Genomic DNA, 16,672 nt, shown 5'->3' with positions numbered 1-16,672 from the left:
TGCAGAGCAGGACTTGACTGTCGGCGTAAGATACGGGGGGAGGACATGATCGACGATCGATACCGTAGGGGTGAACCCTTCGCCGTCGAAGAGGATGATCTGGAGGCGGATCTCGCGACGCTGCTCGTCGCGTTCCGATCCATGGCCCACCCCGTCTCGCTGTCGTCGGGGGGGACTGGCCCGGCCGACGGACGGGACGGTGCGGAACAGCGGAGAGACGCTCACCAGGCGCCGGCCATGTTGCTGTCCCGCCGCGGCGCTTGGAGCACGATGTTCGATCGAACGGAGGCATGGACATGACGACGACCATCCTGGCCGTGCTGGCCGATCGGCACGGCGTCCGCTCCTGCCTGGAAGCCGCTCTCGCGGCCGCCGAGGCCGTCGGGGGGGAGGTCGCGGCGCTGCACGTCGCCGTCGATCCCGCCTCCACCATCCTGCCGACCGAGGAGATCCTCACCGACGACCGCCGCGCCGCTATCCTGCGCGGGGAGGCGGAGGAGCGTCGGGCCGTGCGTGACGCCTACGACGCGGTCGTGGCCGCGCTCGGCCCTGCGGGCTTCCGCTGGATCGACGCGGGGGGAACCGAGACGACGGCCATCGACGCCCACGCCGCCGGCGCGGCGCTGATCGCCGCTGCCGTGCCCGAGCGGCATTATGCGGGCGAGGCGCAGGAAGCCCTCCACGCGGCGCTGTTCGACACCGGCCGCCCGGTGCTGGTCGTGCCCCGCGGCTGGCGGCACCGGCCGGTGCGCCGCATCGCGGTCGGCTGGCACGAGGATGTAGCCTGTCGCCGCGGGATCGCGGACGCGCGGCCCTGGCTGGAGCGGGCCGAGGCCATCCGGATCCTGGCTATCGACGGAGGCGACGACGCCGCCCTGGACGGCGCGCGAGCGCTGTTTCGCGATCTCGGCCTCGCCGCCGACTTCTCGGCGGTGGACGCCGAGGAAAGCTCGCGCGGGGACGCGTTGCTCTCGGCCGCCGGGGACGCGGATTGGCTCGTGATGGGCGCGTTCCGGCGCGGGCGCTTGCTCGACTGGCTGTTCGGCAGTGTCAGCGAGACCGTGTTGCGCGAGGCGACGATGCCGGTATTCCTCGTGCACTGACGGCGCGGGGCTTTGAACTGGGAGCAGGGAATGGAACGAGGTGGATGGAAGTTCTGGTGCCGCCGCCACGAGCGGCTGCTCTGTTACATCGTGGCGGTCGATGACCGGGCCGAGGCCGAGAAGGGGTTGCGCAACCACGACCCCTTCGCGGAGGTCCTCGACGTCGAGCGCGTGCCCGACAAGGTGTTCGCGCTGCTCGACATGCAGCCCGGTCAAGTGACGGGCTGGAGCACGATGAACTGGTGAGCGGCGGAACGGCAGAGCGGATCAGCATGCGAAGGGAAAGAGACGGTGTCTTCCTCATGAGGACAGCGCAGGCAGCAGCTGGCGCGAACACCGAGCGTGCGCCATGGACCTCGTGACGGTCCTCGCCGTGGCGGCGGGCGGCGCGCTCGGCACCGTGGCGCGCTATCTGCTGGCACTGGCCCTCGCGCCGATCAGCGGCACGCTGCCCTGGGGCACGGTGGTCATCAACGTCGCCGGCTCCTTCGTCATCGGGCTGTTCGGCACGCTGACGCTGGCGCACGGCCGCTATCCGGCGCCCGAGGTCGCCCGCCTGTTCGTCATGGTGGGCTTCTGCGGCGGGTTCACGACCTTCTCCTCCTTCAGCCTGCAGACGCTCGACCTCTTGCGCGCCGGCGCCTACGGCCGCGCCGCGGTCAACGTCGCGGCCTCGGTCGCGTTGTGCCTGGCCTCCGTGGCGCTCGGCCACCTCGCCGGCGCGGCACTGAACGGCGGCGCCGTGCCCATCGTTCAGGCCAGCATCGAGGAGGACTGATGCCCGCACGGCGCCCGTCAGGCGACGCCCATCACGCGGATCAGCGCGAGGCTGACGAGGCCGAGAACGACCAGCGAGGCCGTCACGGCCGCGGTGACGCGGACGCCGGCCTTCGCCACGACCCGCACGTCGACGCCAAGGCCCAGCGCCGCCATCGACACGGTGGTGAGCGCGCTGGCGGTGGCGGCGATCGGCGGCAGGGCCGGTGCCGGGATCAGCCCGAGCGAGCGCACCAGCAGCACGAGGAGGAATCCGACGATGAACCACGGCACGAGCTCGTGCAGCGCGGGGCGTCCGAGGCGCGGCCTGTCGCCGGCGGTGACGTGCGGCGCGGCCTCGACCGGCTCGTCGCGCAGACGGCGCGTGACGAGCGACAGGGCGAGCACCACGGGGCCGAGCATCAGTACCCGCACAAGCTTCACCACCGTGCCGACCTGGTTCGAGAGCGCGCCGATCGGCAGCGTCGCGGCCAAGACCTGTGGCACGGCATAGACGGTGAGCCCCGCCAGCACGCCGTACTGGGTGAGCGACAGGCTGAGCACCGGGACCAGCAGCGGCAGGAGCAGCACCACGACGACGCCGAGCACGGCCGTGAAGGCGATGGACGAGGCGACGTCGTCGCCGTCCGCGCCGATCACCGGCGCCACGGCCGCGATGGCGGAGTTGCCGCAGATGGAGTTGCCGCAGGCGACCAGCACGGCCATGCGCTTCGGCAGGCCGAGCAGGCGGCACAGGGCGTAGCTCGACGCGATGGCGAGCGCCACCACGAGCGCGATGCCGCCGATCAGCGCCGGGCCGAGCGCCAGCACGGTGGCGGCGCTGACCGACGCGCCGAGCAGCACCACAGCGACCTCCAGCAGCACCTTGGCCGAGAAGGCGATGCCGGGCGCCCAGCGCGGGCCCGGCGTCCAGGCGGAGCGGATCGCCACCCCGAGCAGGATCGCCAGCACGAGCGCTTCGAGGTAGGGCTCGCCGACGAGCCGCGTCTCGATGGCCTGCAATGCCACCGCCACCAGGGTCACGACGATGCAGAGAACCAGCCCGGGCAGAAGGGTGGGTCGGATGCGGGACAAGATGTTCACCTCGTTGATGTGGGAGGAGCCCGCGCGACGGTCGCGTCGGTCGGCCCCTGTCGGGTGACGGGAGATAGGAGACAGGCGGCCCGCGCCGTCCAATCTCCAATACAGAACGATCGATCGTGGGGCTCGATCGATTACCTGGGCGGCTCGGTGAAGGTCGGTGAGGGACGCGAATCCCGAGAGGCGTGTGCGAGGCGGCACGGGCGTCCTTTCGAGCACTCGAGCCTCCGCCCGTTTCCCGGGTTCGTCGGCGGCGGCCTTCGTCACGGGATCAATCGTGGAAAAAAGATCCACGACCACTCCGTTCGTGGGTTTACGCTCTGATCGTCGAGCGCTAGCAATGCGGTCGGCAATGGATTTCTGCCTGACCCCTCCGGGGTCGAACCGCCCCGTTCGGGGCTGATGATTCCTACCTTGCACGTCGTAAGGGGGAGTCCGCTTGTCCATTTCACTCATCGGTCGGCGTCGGTCGGCCTTCGCGCGGCGATCTCTTCGGCACCTACGGTCGTTCGTGGTGCAGCGCGCGGTCCATGCGTTGCTGGCCGCAAAGTGTATAGGCCTGACGGTCCCCATGGCGCTGATCGTGGGGTCGTTCTGCGCGGCCTTTCTCTGGCTTCTCGATGCGGTTACGGAAGCGCGCTTCATCCATCCGTGGCTGCTCTTCGGCTTGCCCGGAGCCGGCGCGGCGATCGGTGCCATCTATGCCTGGGTCGGCCGGCCGGCCGAGGGCGGCAACAACCTCATCGTGGACCAGATCCACGAGCCGGGCGGCGGCATACCGCTTCGCATGGCGCCCCTCATCGTCGTCTCGACCCTGGTCACCCACCTCTTCGGTGGCTCGGCGGGGCGGGAGGGGACCGCGGTTCAGCTCGGCGGCACGATCGCGAGCGCCATCGGCAAGCCTCTCGGCCTCGGGCCCGCCGACACCAGCATGCTCCTGACCACCGGGATCGCGGCGGGCTTCGGAGCCGTGTTCGGCACCCCGATTGCCGGCGCGGTCTTCGCGCTCGAGGTGCTGGCGGTGGGGCGCGTGCAATACAGCGCCCTCGTTCCCTGCGTGCTGGCGGCGATCGTCGGGGACTGGGCCTGCCATGCGTGGGGCATCAGCCATGTGGCCTATCACGTCGCCTTCTCCAGCGTCGCGGACGGGCCGGCCGGTTCGTTTCACGCCGATCCAGTTCTTCTCGTGAAGGTCGCCCTGGCCGGGGTCGCCTTCGGCTTGGCGAGCCTCCTGTTCTCGGAAGCGATGCACTGGTACGGTTCGGCCTTCAAACGGCTGTGCACGATCCCCTGGCTCCGCCCGGCCATCGGCGGCCTCGCCGTCATCGGTCTGACCTATGCGCTGGGCACGCGAGACTATCTCGGCCTCGGCGTCACCTCGCCCGATCCACACGCCGCGTCGATCGTGGCGTTCTTCGGGAACCATGTTTTCCCGTGGGCCTGGGCCTGGAAGATCGTCTTCACGGTCGCGACCCTGGCGACGGGCTTCAAGGGCGGCGAGGTCACGCCCCTGTTCTTCATCGGTGCCGGTCTCGGCAACGCCTTGTCGGGCCCGCTCGGAGCGCCGACCGACCTTTTCGCCGCACTCGGCTTCGTCGCCATCTTCGCCGGTGCCTCCAACACGCCGCTCGCCTGCACCATCATGGGCATCGAGCTCTTCGGCTCGGGCAACACCATCTACATCGCGGTGGCGTGTTTCGTGGCCTATCTGTGCAGCGGCCATTCGGGGATCTATCTCGCCCAGCGCCTGGCGGTGCCCAAGACGGCCAGTGCCCTGATCCCGCCCGACATCGCGCTCCGCCATGTCCGGGAACTCCCCCGCGCGTCGCTCGATGTCTCCGCCCTGGGCTTGGGCTTCGGCAACGATCACGCTTTCCGATCACCTCTGGACGACACCATGCAGCCATCACATCACGTCACGGCCGAAGAGGTCGGGATGCTCCGCATCTATCTCACGCCGAAGGAGCGTTTTCGCCAAGCCGGGGGAAGCCGATTGAAGGCTGCATTCTCCGGCCGTCCCCTCTACCAGGAGATCGTCAACCGGGCGAAGCGGGCCGGCCTCGTCAACGCCGTCGCCCACCATACGCATTACGGCTTCAGCAATCACGGACACGTCCAAGCTCGCGAAGTCGAGGGCATGAACAGCGAACTGACCATGTGTGTCGAGATGATCGGCCCCAAGGCGACGCTGGAAGACTTCTGTCGAGCGCACGGGGATCTGCTGATCGACAAGGTGATGGTCTACAAGCATCTGGAGCGGTGGAAGCTCGGCATGGCGGCGCCCGGCCGAGCGGAGCTCACCGAAGCCGACGTCTCGACCATCGAGGACATGGACGCCGAGTGAATGGCAGTGCCGTGATTGTCCTGTCGGTTCCGCTCCCGCCTCGGGACGCCGTCCTCTGGAAGACCTCGACAGCGGAGGGGCTGAGCAGCCCCTCCCGTCACTTACCGGGCTTCAATTGCGCGAGGTACTCGACAACCGCCGCGGCGTCCTCGGGCGACACCGGCGCGTGATAGGTCTTGATCATCTTGTTGACCTCGCCCTGCCACTCGGCGCGGGTCATCTCGGGCTGGGTCAGCACCATGCCGGCCGAGTGGCACGACAGGCAATTGCCGTTGATCGCATCCGCGTGCAGACCGGCCGGGTATTCGCGGTCGCTGGTCGGCAGCGTGAAGGACACGCTGGTCAGCGTGACGCCATCGGCCGAAGCCGTCTTCGGGGCCGCGGCTTCGGCGGCCGCGGTCGCGGCCGCAGCGCGCGCCTCCGCCACCTGCCGGCGGCCGCGCTCGTCAGGCGAACCGATGATGGCGAGGGTGAGGGCCGCCGCGACCACGACGCCGAACGCGACGGTTCCGAACGAGATCTGCATGATCGCCTCCTTCAGGCCGCTGTGAGGTCGAGCGACTCGACCCCGTTGCGCATGAACCCGCCCGGGTTCCAGGGCTGCTGCATCGGCTGGACCACACCGTCCGCGTTGGTGCAGCGCACGAGGGCGGACAGCTTGCCGCCCGCCGCCGGCGCCGCTACCCCGTTGAAGGTCCAGCGGCGGAACGAGTAGGTGCCCTCGTCGGCGCCGAGCTTGGCGGCCGTCCAGGTGGCGCCGCCGTCGGTCGACACGTCGACGGCCTTGACGCCCCGGTCGCCGCCGAGCGCGATGCCGCGCAGCGGCGCCGGCGCGCCGGCCTTGACCGTCGCCCCGTTTGCCAGGCCCGTGAACCAGCTCCGCGGCACCATGCGGTTGATCGGCACCGTCTTGAAGCCGGTCTCGCCGGGCTTGACGCTGGCGTGCGGCGTGTCCGGGATCCGGTAGGCCGTCTTCATCCAGAAGCTCTCGTCGGGCTTGTCCAGCACCTCGATGTCGGACAGCATCTTGACCCAGTAGGTCGAGTACCAGCCCGGCACGATCAGGCGCAGCGGGAAGCCGTTCAGGAGCGGCAGCTGCTCGCCGTTCATCCGATAGGCGATCATCACCTCGCCGTCGCGGGCGTGATCGAGGTCGAGGCTCTTCATGAAGTCGGGCGCGTCCGGCACCACGGGCTCGTCGAGCCCGTTGAAGCGCACCGCCACCGAGCCCGCCTTGACGCCGGCGCGGTCGAGCACGTCCTTCAACCGCACGCCGACCCACTTGGCGTTGCCCATCGCCCCGTTGTCCCATTGGCCACCGGCGATGCGGGGCTCGAACAGGCCCCGCGAGTTGCCCGAACACTGGTTGACGGCGGCGAGCTCCACGCGCGGCATGGCCAGCACGTCGTCGAGCGAGAGGCCGAGCGGCCGCTCGACGTTGCCCCGCACCGTGAGGCGGAACTTGGAGGCGTCGACGCTGTCCGGGATCACGGCCCAGTGCCAGCGCACGAAGAACCTGTCGTTGGGGGTGAACACGCCCTGGTCGAAGACCTCGAACGGCGTTTCCAGCAGCGGCGGCCGCGTGCGCTGCAGGATCATCTGCCCCTTCTGCGGGAAGGCGCCCGTCATCGCGCGGTCGCGCGGGTCGCTCGGCAGCGGCAGGCGCACGTCGGCACCGAAGGCACGGCCGGTCCCGAGCACCAGCGCTCCAGCGCCGAGCCCCTGCAGCACGCGGCGTCGCGTGGCCCCTGTCCCGATGTCGTCGCCCGGCATGTCCGTCCTCCCCGTCTGTCGTTCTGCGTCACCCTATCGGTGGTGGTTCTCGGCGTCTCATCGCTATTCTCGCCCGGAACGTTCGCCTCCGTCGATCGATCGCCGGCCTCTCGTCATCGCACCCGGTCGAGCGACAGGCGCTCCTCCAGCTTGGCGGCCTCCTCCTTGCGCTCGGAGTAGCGGTCGGTAAGACCCGCCGCGTGGGGGCGCAGCAGGGCGGTGAAGCGCACCAGCTCCTCCATGACGTCGACGATCCGGTCGTAGTAGGGCGAGGCCCGCATGCGGCCGCCCTCGAACTCCTGATACGCCCTGGCGACGCTGGACTGGTTGGGGATGGTGAACATCCGCATCCAGCGGCCGAGCAGCCGGAGTGCGTTGACGCTGTTGAAGGACTGCGAGCCGCCAGACACCTGCATCACGGCCAGCGTGCGCCCCTGCGTCGGCCGCACGCCGCCCATCGCCAGCGGCAGGTGGTCGATCTGCGCCTTCATCAGGCCCGTGATCGTGCCGTGCCGCTCCGGGCTGCACCACACCTGACCCTCGGACCACACCGACAGGTCGCGCAACTCCCGCACGGCCGGGTGGTCGTCGCCCGGCACCTGGTCCGGGTACGGCAGGTCCGAGGGGTCGAAGATGCGCGGCTCGGCGCCGAAGAAGCGCAGCAGGCGCGCTGCCTCCTCGGTCGTCAGCCGGGAATAGGAGGTCGGCCGCAGCGAGCCGTAGAGCAGCAGGATGCGGGGCGGGTGGTCCGCGGGGCCGAGTTTCTCGGCCGGCCGGCCGCTCGCGAAACGCAGGTCGAGCGCGGGGAGGTGGTCGGGGTTGGGCAGCGGGCGCAGGCGGGCCATGGTCGGGGTTCTCACGGAGTGACGAGCGGCAGCCAGGCCGCAAGGGCCAGCAGCGCGGCCAGCAGCACGGGCGGGGTGAGCGCGAGGCCGACCCGCATGTACTGCCCCCAGGTGATGGTCTGCCCCTGCGTGCCGAGCACGTGCAGCCATAGCAGCGTCGCGAGGCTGCCGATGGGGGTGAACTTCGGGCCGAGGTCGCAGCCGACCACGTTGGCGTAGACCATCAGCTCGCGGGTGAGCGGCGGCAGGTCCGGCGCCCCCGCGATCGACAGCGCGCCGACCAGCACGCCGGGCATGTTGTTCATGGCGGAGGACAGCAGCGCGGCCGCGAAGCCGGTGCCGATGGTGGCGGGGAGCGGCCCGAGGCCCGCCAGCGCCGCGAGGCCGCGCGCGAACCACGCCGTCAACCCGGCGTCCTTCAGCCCGTAGACCACGAGGTACATGCCGAGGCTGAACACCACGATCTGCCAGGGCGCGCCGGCCAGCACGCCGCGCACGTCGATCGTGGCGTCCCGGCCGCCCATCCAGCGCCTCGGAAACCAGCGGCCCGCGAGGACGAGCAGCGCCAGCGCGCCCGCGACCGTGACGGCCGACACCGGCACGCCGAACGGGGCCGTGACGAAGTAGGCGCCGAACAGCGCCCCCAGCAGCGGGAAGGCGGCCCGGAACACCAGCGGGTCGCGCACCGCCTCGGCCGGGCGCTCCAGGCCGTCGAGCGCGTAGGAGGCCGGCAGGTCGCGCCGGGCGTAGAGCCACAGCACGCCCAGCGTCGCGATGAGCGCGGCGAGGTCGACCGGCACCATCACGAGGGCGTAGCGCCCGAAGCCGATGCCGAAGTAGTTGGCGCTGACGATGTTGACGAGGTTGGACACCACCAGCGGCAGCGAGGTCGTGTCGGCCACGAAGCCGCAGGCCACCACGAAGGCCAGCGCCGCCGCGGGCGGGAACTCCAGACGGACGAGGATCGCCAGCACGATGGGGGTCAGTAGCAGGGCCGCGCCGTCGTTGGCGAAGGCGGCCGCGATGCCGGCGCCGAGCAGCACCACGAGCGGGAATAGCCGCCGGCCTCGACCGCCTCCCCAGCGCGCGACGTGCAGCGCCGCCCAGCGGAAGAAGCCCGCGCGGTCGAGCAGCAGCGAGATCACGATCAGCGCCACGAAGGTGAAGGTCGCGTCCCACACGATGTGCCAAACGGTCGCGATATCGGCGGGCCGGACCACGCCGGTCAGCAGCGCCGAGGCGGCGCCCGCCGAGGCGCTCCAGCCGATGCCGAGGCCGCGAGGCTGCCACACGACGAGGAGCAGCGTGGCGAGGAAGATGACGAAGGCGAGCAAGGGCGTCGTTCTCTGATCGAGGGAGGAGGGCCGGTCGGCACGGTCCGCTTCAGAGGGCGATGGGTCGCGTGAGCAGCGGCGCCGATGCCGGGCACAGGGCCGTCACCTGCCGCGTCGCCAGGATCGAGGCCGGCGCCGCGTCGCGCGAGATCTCGACGAAGCGCAGGGCGCGGAAGAAAGCGGCAGCCTCCGGCGTGCCGGCGAAGGCGAAGGCCCGGCGGGCGCCGCGATCGAAGGCGCGCCGCATCAGCAAAAGCGCCATGTTGCGGCCGATGCCCCGGCGATGGAAGCGCGGCATCACGCAGAGCGAGCGCAGCAGCGCGTCGGGTCCGTGACGCTCGAATCCGCCGAAGCCCACCGTGGTGCCGCCGAGCAGGCCGTAGCGGAAGAAGGTCCGGCCCGGCTCCCGCAGGTCACCCGTCGGCAGGTCGGCGGCTTCGAGGTGCAGGGCCAATTCGTCGTCGGCCGCCCACGGCTCGTCGCCGATGAAGGGCGTCCCGTCGTCCTTCACCGCGTCGGTGGCCGGAACCAGCCCCGCCGGGACGAGGTCCAGCACCGTCTCGGACGGCCGGCACAGCGCCACCGCGGCGGGCGTGACGACGATCGGGCGGTTGATCAGGATCGGGTGGCGCGCCATCGCGTCGAGGACGTCTTCGTCGGACCTCCCCGCGTCGTTCAGCCCGAAGCGCGCGACCAGCTCCGGGTGATGCCGCATCGCCTCGCGCGGGGTCAGGCCGGCCGCCGCGATCAACTCCCGCAGGCGCTCGCGGCTCGGCGGATCGACGAGATATTCGACGACCCTCGGCTCCAAGCCGCACAGCCGCAGCAGCGCCAGCGCGTTGCGCGAGGTGCCGCAGTCCGGGTTGTGGAAGATCGTGATGGGCGACGACGCGTCGTTCATGTCCCTCATTCCTCTCCACCGCAGGCGCAGGCCGAGAGCTCGGCGATCAGTGGCGCGCAAAGCTCCGGACGGCCGCCGCAGCAGTCCTTGACCAGGTAGCCGACCAGCGCACACAGGCGGTCGAGGTCGGCGCGGTAGGCGACCGAGCGGCCGTGCCGCTCCGCCGACGCCAGGCCGGCGCGGGCCAGCACGGCGAGGTGCGTCGACATCGTGTTCTGCGGCACGGCCAGCAGGCTGGCGACCTCGCCGGCCGGCAACCCGGTCGGCTCGTGCCGCACGAGAAGGCGGAACGCGTCGAGCCGGCTCCCTTGCGCGAGGGCCGACAGGGCGGCGAGGGCTTGAACTGCATCCATATATCCAGATTATCGGATATAGCTCGGCGTGTCGAGCGGATTCGCGGTTCCGGCCCGTAGACCCTCCGCTGCGCGCCGGCCAAAAGCCGGCTTCGACCGCCCGAATCGATCGCCCACATCGATCGTTTCGTTCGCCATCCTGCGTTGGAACGAACAGTCCCGCGGGCCGAGAGTGCCGTCATCGAGACCGCGAGGACGCCATGTCGGACCAGCCCCTCATCCCGCAGCAGATCGTTGCCCGCCCCCTGCCGCTGTCCGGGCTCGGTCGCGGCGCCTTCCACGTTTTGCCCGGCCTGGCGCTCTGCGGCGGCGTCACGGCCGCGGCCTATGGGCTCGAGGCCGGCGAGGCTCACCTGTTCGGCCGCGCCTGGCTCGAAGCCCTCGTGCTCGCCATCCTGGTCGGCACCGCCGTCCGCACCGCCTGGACGCCCGGCACGCGGTTCCGCTCCGGCATCACCTTCGGCGCCAAGCAGATGCTGGAGATCGCGGTCGCGCTGCTCGGTGTCTCCATCTCCTTCCGCACCCTGGCCGAGGTCGGCCCGGGCCTCCTGTTCGGCATCGCCGGCGTGGTGGTGCTGGCCATCCCGACGAGCTTCGGCCTCTGCCGCCTGCTCGGCCTGCCGAAGCGCATGGCCGTGCTGGTGGCCTGCGGCAACTCCATCTGCGGCAACTCCGCCATCGCGGCGGTGGCGCCCACCATCGGCGCCGACGGCGACGACGTCGCGGCCTCCATCGCCTTCACGGCCGTGCTCGGCGTGCTCGTCGTCCTCGGCCTGCCGTTTTTCGGCGCCGCTCTGGGCCTCAGCCAGCTCCGCTTCGGCGCGCTGGCCGGCCTCACCGTCTACGCCGTGCCGCAGGTGCTGGCGGCCGCGGCGCCGGTCGGCCCCGCCGCGGTGCAGATCGGCACGCTGGTGAAGCTCGTGCGGGTGCTGATGCTCGGGCCGGTGGTCCTCGTCCTGTCCATGCTGGCGAGCCGCCTGCGCGACGAGACCGACGAGCCCGCCCCGAACGTCACGGCCGGCGACCGCCCGAAGCCCGGCCACGTCCCGGTCCACCGCATGGTGCCGCCCTTCATCCTGGCCTTCCTCGCCTTCGCCACGCTGCGCTCGGCCGGCCTCGTGCCCGCCGCCGCCCTCGCCCCCACGGCCACCGTCGCCAACGTGCTCACCATCCTGTCCATGGCGGCGCTCGGCCTCGGCGTCGACGTTCGGGTGGTGGCCCGGGCCGGCCTGCGCGTCACCGGCGCCGTCACCCTCTCCCTCGCCGCCCTCGGCGCGCTGAGCCTCGGCCTGATCCGCATCCTCGGCCTCGCCTGAGCGACCATACAGGGCACGGGGCACGGGGGAGCCTCCGCACCCTTTCTCACTACCTCGCCCCCGCAACGTGATGCTCTCCAGGGACGGCGAGCTGCCGGACGAGATCTGGCGGGTCGACCCCACCGTCAAGTTCTGAAGATTGTGGAGGGCCGCAACCGCGGCTCTCCCCCATCCATTGCGGATACAGCTTCGAGGAGGATCCCATGCTCAACCCGTTCCGCAAACATCCCGAACTGATCGTCCATGGCGCCCACCCGCTCAACGCCGAGCCGCCGCTGCCGAAGCTGCGGGCTCACTATCTCACGCCGCAGGACCTGCTCTACGTCCGCTCGCACGGCGACATCCCCAGGCTCGACGGCGCGGCCCACCGCGTGAGCGTCGGAGGGCGCGTGGCGCGCGAGGTGTCGCTGTCGCTCGCCGATGTGCGCGCCATGCCGCCCCGCACCGTGCGGGCCGTGATGCAGTGCGCCGGCAACCGCCGCGCCGACATGCGGGCCGTGCGGCCCGTCAAGGGCGACCCCTGGGCGGCGGGCGCCATCGGCTGCGCGGACTGGACCGGCGCGCCGCTCGCCGCCGTGCTGGAGGCCGCCGGCGCCGAGACCGGAGAGGGGCTGCACGTCGCCTTCACGAGCGCAGACACCTGCCAGCCGAGCGACGGCGGCGCGCCCTACGGCGTGTCGCTGCCGATGGGAAAGGCGCTCCACCCCGATACGCTCGTGGCCTACGCCATGAACGGCGAGCCGCTCGCCGCCGAGCACGGCTTTCCGCTGCGCGTCGTGGCGCCCGGCTGGGCGGGGGTGCGCAGCCCGAAGTGGCTCAGCGCCGTCACGGTGCAGGACCGCCCCTCCGAGGCGCACCAGCAGGCCGGAGACTACAAGCTGTACCCCTCCGACATGCAGCCCGAGACCGAGGACTTGGCGCGCGGCCTCACCATCGACGCCATGCCGCTCAACAGCGCCGTCACGGAGCCGGCGGCGGGCGCGGCGTTGAAGGCCGGTCGCTTGGTGGTGAAGGGCTATGCTGTATCGACTGACAGGGGGATCATTCGCGTCGACCTGTCTGGCGACGGCGGCCGGACCTGGAGCCAGGCCGAGATCGAGGACCACGGGTCCTCGCGCTGGGGCTGGACCTTCTGGCACGGCGCGCTGGACCTCCCGCCCGGCGAGCACGAGATCTGCGCCCGCGCCTGGGACGCGGCGGGCCAGACCCAGCCGGCGCTGCCGGACGACACCTGGAACTTCAAGGGATATCTGTCCGCCGCCTGGCACCGCGTGCGCGTCACGGCCGCATGAGGGCTTCGCCGCAGCCCAACGACGCGGGCGACGATGGGCTCGGCTGGCGCTTCTGGTGCCTCGTGCCCGCCACGGGGATCGCCGCCGGCCTCGCCGCCGGTCTGCTTATGCTGCTGCTCCACGCCGTGCAGCATCTCGCTTGGGGCGAGGGCGAGGCCGGGTTCTTGCGGGCCGTCGAAGCGGCAAGCCCGGTGCAGCGCGTCGGGGTGCTCGCCCTCGGCGGGCTCGTGGCGGGCCTGGGGCGGCTCGCCATTCGGCGAGAGGGCGGCCACGCGGGCGGCTTCGCGGCGGCGATCTGGTTCCGGGCCGGCCGGCTGCCACTCTGGCCGACCCTGTCGCAGGCGGTGCTGTCGATCCTCGTCGTCGGCCTCGGCGCCTCGCTCGGCCGCGAGGCGGCTCCCAAGCAGGCGGGCGCGGCCTTCGGCAGCTTCTTCGCGAGCCGGGTCGGCCTGTCCGCGAGCCATCGCCGCCTGCTCGCCGCGTTCGGAGCCGGGGCCGGCATCGCGGCCGTCTACGACGTGCCGCTCGGCGGCGCGCTGTTCGCGCTGGAGGTGCTGCTCGGCAGCGTGAGCCTGCCGCTGATCGCACCCGCCGTGTTGGCGGCGGGGCTCGGCACCGCCGTTTCCTGGCTGATGCTGCCGGACAAGCCGACCTACGCGGTGCCGGCCTACGGCACCACGGCGGGCCTCGTCGCCTTCGCGCTGCTGTTCGGACCGGTCGCGGGTGCGCTGTCGGCGCTCTACGTGCGCCTGATCGCCCGGGCCGATCGCACCAAGCCGTCCGGCCGTAGTATCGTCTTGGCGCCCCTCGTCATCTTTGCGGCGCTCGGAATGGCCTCGCTCGCGGTGCCGCAGCTGCTCGGCAACGGCAAGGACGTGGTCCAGCTGGCCTTCACGGGCGAGGCGGGATCGCTCGCGCTGCTCCTCGTCATGCTGCTGAAGCCGCTCGCGACGGCGGCCTGCCTCGGCTCCGGGGCGCCGGGCGGTCTGTTCACGCCCACCATCGCCTTCGGGGCAGCGCTCGGCGGCCTCGCCGGCGCCGGATGGGCGCTTGTGTGGCCGGGCGCGCCGGCTGGCGCCTTCGCTCTGGTCGGCGCCGCGGCCGTGCTGGCCGCCGCCACCAAGGGGCCGGCCTCGGCCGTGGTGCTGATGCTCGAGCTGACGCGCACGCTCGACACCATGATCGTGCCAGTGCTGCTCGCGGTCGGCGGCGCCATGCTGGCGGCGCGCTTCCTGGAGCCGCGCTCGATCTACGCCTGCCGCATCCACGACGGCATCCGACGGGCCGAGGAAGTTGGCGCGCCCGCGATTTCGGCGGCAGCGCGCTACCCCGACCTCCTCCGCGCCCTCGCACTCGGTGGAGCCGTGCCGCGCGCCATGGGTGAGCACGGCGAGGACGTGGGCGAGGTGTTGGCCGAACGCGCGCTCCACTCCCACCGCGACGACGGCCCGCTCGCCACCGCGGCGGCCGGAGACTTTGTCGCCAGTGAGACGCGTGGCTGACGGTCGAGATGCGCTGGAAAGTGGTCATCGATAAGGCGCCCTCGCTCAAGGGCCGACGAAGACTGTCGCCGTTGCCAAGGGCAATGGGGCGGCGGACCGCTGCCTGACTGCGCCGCCGATGCGGATGATCCGCAAGGGTCCAGAATTCTCATCAGTCGCGTCGAACGATCCGATCGGAAAGCAACGTTGGAAGGGAGCCTCCTCGGGTGCGATCTCTGCGGCATTCCAGGAGGACGACCCATGCAGACCTTTCTCCCCCGCCGCACCGCGCTCCAGGCATTCGGGCTCGGCCTCGCCGGGGTCGCCCTAGCGGGCCCGGCCCGCGCCGAGGCGGCCGCTCCGCTAATCCCGCCCGGCGCCGGCACGTTGCGTGACTTGATGGATCGCCTCGCGAAGGCGCCGCGGCGGCGCGACTTCAAGAAAGTCCCCATGATCCTGACGGACCGCGACCAGTGGGACGCCGAGGCGCTCGACGCCGTGCTGGCCTATAGGCCCAGCCCCAAGCAGGTCTGGGACAACACCGACATCGCCAGCCCCTGGCTCAACCTGATGCGCAACGCGCTCAATGCCCAGATCTGGTCCTTCAAGCACCCCGACTTCCTCGCCGTCTCGGCCACCCACGGCACGGCCCACCTCGCGCTCTACGACCAGCCGACCTGGGACAAGTACAAGCTCGGCGACCTCACGGGCGGCAAGTTCAAGACCAACACGCTTATCCTGCAGAAGGGCGCGCAGTCGTCGGATCCGTCGGACTACGAGAACCCGGCCGGCGCCTTCTCGCCCGCCGACAACGCGATCCCCGCGCTGATGGCGCGCGGTGTCGTCTTCATGTCCTGCCACAACGCCATCTGGGAAGAGGCGGCCGGCCTCATCGAGAAGGGCGTCAACCCCGACAAGCTGAGCCACGAGGCGATGGCGGCGGAGCTGACCAACCACCTCGTGCCCGGCGTCGTGCTGACCCCCGGTGCCGTCGGCACGATCCCCGAGCTGGAACAGGCCGGCTTCTTCTACACCAAGTGAGGGTTCCCCGATGACACGCAAGATCCGAACCCTCCTGCTCGGCTGCGCCCTGGCGCTCGGCGCCTCCGGGGCGCGGGCCGCGGAGGGCACCACCTCGGGCTTCCCCGACTATGTGTTCCCGCCCTGGCAGAACGGGGCCAACAACGACGCGACCGACCGCGGCCTCGCCTTCACGGTGCCGGAGGTCGACGTCATGGCCGACTTCCACGGCAGCCTCGACGACCCAAAGCTCGTCCTGTTCGTGGGCGGTAACTATTTCTTCGCCATGGCGCCGCTGGTGAAGGCCTTCGAGGGAGAGCACCCCGACTACAAGGGGCGCCTCTTCTGGGAGACGATCCCGCCGGGGCTTCTCGTCAAGCAGATGGATGCCGGGGGCGTGATCACGGTCGGCAACATGACCTTCAAGGTCAGGCCCGATGCCTACTTCGCCGGATTGAAGAAGGTGCAGGGCCTGATCGACGACGGCCATCTCGCGGGGCCGGCCGTGCCCTACGCCACCAACACGCTCACCATCATGGTGCCGAAGGACAACCCGGCCCACGTGGCCGGCCTCGCCGACCTGGGGCGGCCAGATGTCAAGCTGACCATGCCGAACCCCGAGTTCGAAGGGGTGGCGCGGCAGATCAAGATCGCGCTCGGCAAGGCCGGCGGCGAGGCCCTCGCGGACGCCGTCTACGGCGCCAAGGTGAAGGACGGCTCGACCACCCTCACCCACATCCACCACCGGCAGACGCCGCTGTTCCTCATGCAGGGCGTCGCCCAAGCGGGAGTGACGTGGCAATCCGAAGCCGTGTTCCAGGAGCAGGTGGGGCACCCGATCGCGCACGTCGCCATCCCGGAGGCCGACAATGCCACCGCGGTCTACGCGGGCGCGATGGTCAAGGGTGCGCCGCACGAGGAGGCCGCGCGGACCTGGCTGGCCTTTATCCACTCGCCGACCGCCCTGAAGATCCTGGAGGGCTACGGCTTCAAGCCCTACGGGGGCAACCCGTGAGCGCCGCGGCGCAGGGCGAACCGGAGACGGATCGCCGG

17 protein-coding genes and 1 riboswitch are annotated in these 16,672 nt (G+C 71.1%); of the genes, 10 read left to right on the top strand and 7 right to left on the bottom strand.

The features are described 5' to 3' along the window. Nucleotides 1–45: 45 nt before the first annotated feature. The 4 genes from L7N97_RS21135 (at nt 46) to crcB (ending at nt 1,881) form a co-directional block, all read left to right on the top strand. On the top strand, nt 46–300 hold the full coding sequence (locus tag L7N97_RS21135; RefSeq protein WP_237480236.1) for a hypothetical protein: 255 nt from the start codon (nt 46–48) through the stop codon (nt 298–300). Then, nucleotides 297–1,103 (top strand): universal stress protein, encoded by an 807-nt coding sequence (locus L7N97_RS21130; protein WP_237480235.1) that lies wholly within the window; start codon nt 297–299, stop codon nt 1,101–1,103. The genes L7N97_RS21135 and L7N97_RS21130 overlap by 4 nt, the downstream gene beginning before the upstream one ends. A 30-nt stretch (nt 1,104–1,133) precedes the next feature. Further along, nucleotides 1,134–1,349, top strand: coding sequence for a hypothetical protein (locus L7N97_RS21125; RefSeq protein WP_237480234.1), 216 nt, complete (start codon nt 1,134–1,136; stop codon nt 1,347–1,349). Nucleotides 1,350–1,452: 103 nt separating this feature from the next. Then, nucleotides 1,453–1,881 (top strand): fluoride efflux transporter CrcB, encoded by a 429-nt coding sequence (gene crcB / locus L7N97_RS21120; protein ID WP_237480233.1) that lies wholly within the window; start codon nt 1,453–1,455, stop codon nt 1,879–1,881. Between the two features lie 17 nt (nt 1,882–1,898). Here the strand turns inward: crcB and L7N97_RS21115 are convergent, their stop codons facing one another. Continuing rightward, nucleotides 1,899–2,954: a YeiH family protein gene (locus L7N97_RS21115; protein WP_255721698.1), complete on the bottom strand. Its 1,056-nt coding sequence runs from the start codon at nt 2,952–2,954 to the stop codon at nt 1,899–1,901. Between the two features lie 345 nt (nt 2,955–3,299). After that, nucleotides 3,300–3,379, top strand: a riboswitch (Fluoride riboswitch). A gap of 152 nt (nt 3,380–3,531) precedes the next feature. Between L7N97_RS21115 and L7N97_RS21110 the strand changes: the two genes are divergently transcribed. Then, entirely contained in the window at nt 3,532–5,304 is a 1,773-nt protein-coding gene (locus tag L7N97_RS21110; RefSeq protein WP_237480231.1) for a DUF190 domain-containing protein, read from the top strand. A 97-nt stretch (nt 5,305–5,401) separates the two neighbouring features. Here L7N97_RS21110 and L7N97_RS21105 read toward each other — a convergent pair whose 3' ends face one another. The 6 genes from L7N97_RS21105 to L7N97_RS21080 all read right to left on the bottom strand — a co-directional run bounded on the left by L7N97_RS21105 (nt 5,402) and on the right by L7N97_RS21080 (nt 10,510). Further along, nucleotides 5,402–5,830 carry a c-type cytochrome gene (locus tag L7N97_RS21105; protein ID WP_237480230.1) on the bottom strand — a complete coding sequence of 143 codons (429 nt, stop codon included), beginning with the start codon at nt 5,828–5,830 and terminating at the stop codon, nt 5,402–5,404. 11 nt (nt 5,831–5,841) lie between these two features. After that, on the bottom strand, nt 5,842–7,077 hold the full coding sequence (locus L7N97_RS21100; protein WP_237480229.1) for a molybdopterin-dependent oxidoreductase: 1,236 nt from the start codon (nt 7,075–7,077) through the stop codon (nt 5,842–5,844). Nucleotides 7,078–7,190: 113 nt separating this feature from the next. Continuing rightward, nucleotides 7,191–7,922: an arsenical resistance protein ArsH gene (gene arsH, locus L7N97_RS21095; protein WP_237480228.1), complete on the bottom strand. Its 732-nt coding sequence runs from the start codon at nt 7,920–7,922 to the stop codon at nt 7,191–7,193. Between the two features lie 11 nt (nt 7,923–7,933). Then, nucleotides 7,934–9,256 (bottom strand): arsenic transporter, encoded by a 1,323-nt coding sequence (locus L7N97_RS21090; protein WP_237480227.1) that lies wholly within the window; start codon nt 9,254–9,256, stop codon nt 7,934–7,936. Between the two features lie 49 nt (nt 9,257–9,305). After that, the gene (gene arsC / locus L7N97_RS21085; RefSeq protein WP_237480226.1) at nt 9,306–10,157 is read right to left on the bottom strand and encodes an arsenate reductase (glutaredoxin); all 852 of its coding nucleotides are present in this window, start codon (nt 10,155–10,157) and stop codon (nt 9,306–9,308) included. Nucleotides 10,158–10,162: 5 nt separating this feature from the next. Then, on the bottom strand, nt 10,163–10,510 hold the full coding sequence (locus L7N97_RS21080; protein WP_237480225.1) for an ArsR/SmtB family transcription factor: 348 nt from the start codon (nt 10,508–10,510) through the stop codon (nt 10,163–10,165). Between the two features lie 200 nt (nt 10,511–10,710). On the opposite strand from L7N97_RS21080, the gene L7N97_RS21075 reads away from it, so the two are divergent. The 5 genes from L7N97_RS21075 (at nt 10,711) to L7N97_RS21055 (ending at nt 16,634) form a co-directional block, all read left to right on the top strand. Further along, nucleotides 10,711–11,826, top strand: coding sequence for a YeiH family protein (locus tag L7N97_RS21075; protein WP_237480224.1), 1,116 nt, complete (start codon nt 10,711–10,713; stop codon nt 11,824–11,826). Nucleotides 11,827–12,029: 203 nt separating this feature from the next. Beyond that, nucleotides 12,030–13,118, top strand: coding sequence for a molybdopterin-dependent oxidoreductase (locus tag L7N97_RS21070; RefSeq protein ID WP_237480223.1), 1,089 nt, complete (start codon nt 12,030–12,032; stop codon nt 13,116–13,118). Further along, nucleotides 13,115–14,620, top strand: a complete 1,506-nt coding sequence (locus L7N97_RS21065; protein WP_237480222.1) for a chloride channel protein — start codon at nt 13,115–13,117, stop codon at nt 14,618–14,620. The genes L7N97_RS21070 and L7N97_RS21065 overlap by 4 nt, the downstream gene beginning before the upstream one ends. A gap of 240 nt (nt 14,621–14,860) precedes the next feature. Beyond that, on the top strand, nt 14,861–15,640 hold the full coding sequence (tetH, locus tag L7N97_RS21060; protein WP_237480221.1) for a thiosulfate dehydrogenase: 780 nt from the start codon (nt 14,861–14,863) through the stop codon (nt 15,638–15,640). Nucleotides 15,641–15,650: 10 nt separating this feature from the next. After that, entirely contained in the window at nt 15,651–16,634 is a 984-nt protein-coding gene (locus L7N97_RS21055) for a substrate-binding domain-containing protein (RefSeq protein WP_237480220.1), read from the top strand. Nucleotides 16,635–16,672: the final 38 nt, after the last annotated feature.

Source organism: Lichenibacterium dinghuense (assembly GCF_021730615.1).
GTDB classification, from domain to species: Bacteria; Pseudomonadota; Alphaproteobacteria; order Rhizobiales; family Beijerinckiaceae; genus Lichenihabitans; species Lichenihabitans dinghuensis.
The sequence above is the reverse complement of the archived record's forward strand: the minus strand, read 5'-3'. Positions and strand labels throughout refer to the sequence as shown.